This window comes from Mycobacterium sp. TH-M106 (assembly GCF_057473765.1).
Genome location: NZ_JBYCLE010000593.1, coordinates 1 through 3,270, shown reverse-complemented (window position 1 = coordinate 3,270; position 3,270 = coordinate 1). Strand labels below are relative to the sequence as shown.

Below are 3,270 nucleotides of genomic sequence, written 5' to 3'. Positions count from 1 at the left end.
TGTCCGCCCACGTCGACGGCTTCGACTCGCTCGCGCATGCCGCCGACGCAGTCGCGGCCTACCTGCCGCACCGGACGAAACCGCGCAGCCCGGACGGTTTGAGAAAGAACCTGCGCCTGCGCGACGGCCGCTGGTACTGGCACTGGGATCCGGCGTTGATGACCAGACCCGGCGACGACCCCGCGCTGCGCACCACGAAACTCGAGGCCGCCGCTGTCACGCTGAAGATCCCGATCCTGCTGATCCGCGGCAAGTTGTCGGACGTGGTGAGCACCGAAGGCGTCCGGGATTTTCTGGCCAAGGTTCCGGGCGCGGAGTTCGTCGAACTGTCCGAAGCCGGGCACACCGCCGCCGGCGACGACAACGACGCCTTCAGCGCGGCCGTCGTGGAGTTCGTCTCCCGCTGAGCGCGTACCGACCGGTGAGCCTCACTGAGATTGCGTCCACGGTCGTCGATCGGGCCGTACACACAGCCTTGGCTGCAATCTCAACGGGATACGGAAAGATGCTGCCCATGGTTGCATGGGCAACGTTGACAGCGACCCCGATGATCGCGGTCTACGTGCTGGCCGGCATCGCGGTGGCCGAAGCGGCGGCGCTGGGCGTCGTATCGCTACGATTGCGGCGCGCTCGTGCTGAGGCCGATGCCCTGCAGCATCGGGTCGCCAGCCGAAGCCTGCTGCCGCCCGGCGCCCGCGAAGCCGTCAAGACGGTGTGGCAGACCGCGAACCTGGTCCGCAGAAAGGGCCTGGGCGCAGCGGTGCGCAGTTCGATCGAGGACCTCGCCGACTGGGCCGAGGTCGAGAGACCTGACCTGGCCCGGATCACACCAGACGGCAGGGTGGTGATCCTGTTCACCGACATCGAGGACTCCACCGCACTCAACGAAAGGATCGGCGACCGAGCCTGGGTCAGACTGATCGCCCACCATGACGAGATGGTCCACCGCAAGGTCAGCGAACACGCCGGGCACGTGGTGAAAAGCCAGGGCGACGGCTTCATGGTCGCATTCGCGCAACCTGAGCAGGCGGTGCGCTGCGCGATCGGCATCCAGCGGGCACTCCGGAGTCGAAACAGACGGCAGCCACATGCGATTCGGGTTCGGATCGGCATTCACATGGGCCGCTCGGTGCGCCGCGGTGATGACCTGTTCGGCCGCAACGTCGCGATGGCCGCACGAGTTGCGGCGGCCGCCGACGGCGCCCAGATCCTCATCAGCGAGCCCGTCCGGGACGCGGTTGCCGAGTGTGAGGACATCACCGTCGACGCCGGCCGCGACGCCGAGTTGAAGGGTTTCGCCGGTACTCATCGTCTCTACGCGGTGGAGGTGCCCTAAGCGTTGCTGCCCGATTCGGCGAGGCGCTGATGCAGGCGCGCCCGGATCTCGTCTGGGGTGTAGGCCTTGCGCCGCCGTTGATCGCGGACCACTAGCACTCCCCCGGCGGTGACCCCGACCGCACCGGCCAACCCGAGCCACTTCCAGATGCTGCGCACGCCTACACCGTATGCTGCCGCGACGGGAGCCGACGGGTCTGAGAACGTGTTTGGGAAAAGGTCAGCGCCGGAATCGTCGACGCCCAATCGGTCATGGGCGCCGACACCGTCGGCAAACGTGCGGGAACCCGACGTAATCGTGGCAAATGATCGAAATGAGCCTTGCTTGGCAGGTTCGGCGCCGAGCAGGCGTTTACCCGCGCGGGTGAGGTGTGAGCAACGACATAGCTGACATCGGGACTTTGGACTCTACGCGACGCGCGTGCGGCCAGTAAAAGCTTTAGCCCGGACCTGTCCTCTCGGGGGCAAGGACCAAAAGAGAGTGGGGTTGCCTCGTGGTGTGCGCCGAGCCGTCGATAGCCCGGGAGTTTCCCGACGTCGCCGTAGTTTCCGGTGGCTGGGTTGCCGCGTCGCAGACCGAACGGGCGGCGCGTGCAGTGGGCCACGTATTGGAGCATCGGGGGATCACCGGCGGTGCTCGGGTGCGGCTTGCCGCTGCGAACTGTGCCCAGGGGCCGATGCTGGTGCAGGTGAATCTGCAGGTACGCGCTACCCCGACACGAGTGCAGGCGGTTACCGACGGCCGCGATGATCTTTTGTCGGCGCTGGCGCGGCTGGATCGCCAGATCGTGCGGGTGTGGGCGCCGTGGCGCCCGCGGCCCTGGCCGGATCGGACCCGCAGGACGTTGACCGCGTCCGCCGACGCGGTGATCGTCCGCCGCAAGGCGGTCAGGCTACTGCACGGCAGCCCGATGGAAGCGGTGGCTGCGATGGATGCGATGGACTATGACGTGCACCTGTTCACCGACGCCGAAACCGGTGAAGACGCGGTGGTGTATCGCGCCGGGCCGTCAGGGCTGCGGCTGGCCCGCCAATACCGCATGTGCCCGCCCGGATGGTCATCGTTGCCGCCGACCGGGGTACCACCGGTACCGCTGGTCGTGAACTCTCGTCCGACACCGACTCTTCCCGAAGACGCCGCGGTCGCCCGGCTGCGTGAGCACAGCTTGCAATTCCTGTTCTTCACCGATCCAGCCACCGGTCGCGGCCAGCTGCTGTATCCGCGCTATGACGGCAACCTCGGTCTGGTCACCCCCCTCGCCAACACCAGCCGGGACGAGGTCTAACCAAATGTCGAGCAACGCTTTTCGCGCCACCGTCGGAATGCCACGCGAGGTCATCGAACTGGACCGCGCCGAAGCGATGCGATTATTGGCCAGTGTCGGCTATGGGCGGGTGGTGTTCACTCGCGACGCGTTGCCGGCGATCCGCCCGGTCAACCACCTCGTCGATGACGGTCGAGTGATCCTGCGCACCCGGCTGACCGCCAAAGTGTCGGTCACGGCGCGATCCCGCAACAACCCCAGCGCGGTGGTGGCCTACGAGGCCGATGACCTCGACCCCCAGCGGCACACGGGCTGGAGCGTGGTGGTCACCGGGCTGGCGACTACGGTCACCGACCCCGACCAAGTCGACCGTTACGAACAGCTGCTGCAGCCATGGGTGAACATGGGCATGGACACCGTGATCGCCATCGAACCCGAGATCGTCACCGGTATCCGCATCATTTCCGACGAGCCCGACGTGCGATAACCCGACCAGCCGGTGCGGCAGATTTGAATGTGACCCTCTTACACAGATATATTGACTGTAACTGTCGGACACAGACAACTGGGAGTGACATGTCGAACGCTTTGACCGGCCTGCAGCTCATGAACGAGCTCGAACCCGTGGTTGAACGGCTCCTCAACCGGCATCTCTCGATGTTCAAGGAAT

6 protein-coding genes are annotated in these 3,270 nt (G+C 66.1%); 5 read left to right on the top strand and 1 reads right to left on the bottom strand.

The features are described from left to right. On the top strand, positions 1–407 hold a 407-nt coding region (locus tag AC2VOP_RS20135; protein WP_486962610.1), incomplete at its 5' end, for an alpha/beta fold hydrolase. Positions 408–514: 107 nt separating this feature from the next. Then, positions 515–1,336 carry an adenylate/guanylate cyclase domain-containing protein gene (locus AC2VOP_RS20130; RefSeq protein WP_486962609.1) on the top strand — a complete coding sequence of 274 codons (822 nt, stop codon included), beginning with the start codon at positions 515–517 and terminating at the stop codon, positions 1,334–1,336. Here AC2VOP_RS20130 and AC2VOP_RS20125 read toward each other — a convergent pair. Then, positions 1,333–1,494 (bottom strand): hypothetical protein, encoded by a 162-nt coding sequence (locus tag AC2VOP_RS20125; RefSeq protein WP_486962608.1) that lies wholly within the window; start codon positions 1,492–1,494, stop codon positions 1,333–1,335. The genes AC2VOP_RS20130 and AC2VOP_RS20125 overlap by 4 nt on opposite strands. A gap of 335 nt (positions 1,495–1,829) precedes the next feature. Between AC2VOP_RS20125 and AC2VOP_RS20120 the strand changes: the two genes are divergently transcribed. From AC2VOP_RS20120 to AC2VOP_RS20110, 3 genes are all read left to right on the top strand, one after another. Continuing rightward, the gene (locus tag AC2VOP_RS20120) at positions 1,830–2,621 is read left to right on the top strand and encodes a sigma 54 modulation/S30EA ribosomal C-terminal domain-containing protein (RefSeq protein ID WP_486962607.1); all 792 of its coding nucleotides are present in this window, start codon (positions 1,830–1,832) and stop codon (positions 2,619–2,621) included. Positions 2,622–2,625: 4 nt separating this feature from the next. Then, positions 2,626–3,087 carry a pyridoxamine 5'-phosphate oxidase family protein gene (locus AC2VOP_RS20115; protein WP_486962606.1) on the top strand — a complete coding sequence of 154 codons (462 nt, stop codon included), beginning with the start codon at positions 2,626–2,628 and terminating at the stop codon, positions 3,085–3,087. An 89-nt stretch (positions 3,088–3,176) separates the two neighbouring features. After that, the coding region (locus AC2VOP_RS20110; protein ID WP_486955095.1) for a hypothetical protein at positions 3,177–3,270 on the top strand (94 nt) is incomplete at its 3' end.

Bases quoted from the DNA above. Each gene is read 5' to 3' on its own strand.
- AC2VOP_RS20115 (WP_486962606.1), top strand. From the start codon at position 2,626: ATGTCGAGCAACGCTTTTCGCGCCACCGTCGGAATGCCACGCGAGGTC.
- AC2VOP_RS20130 (WP_486962609.1), top strand. From the start codon at position 515: ATGGTTGCATGGGCAACGTTGACAGCGACCCCGATGATCGCGGTCTAC.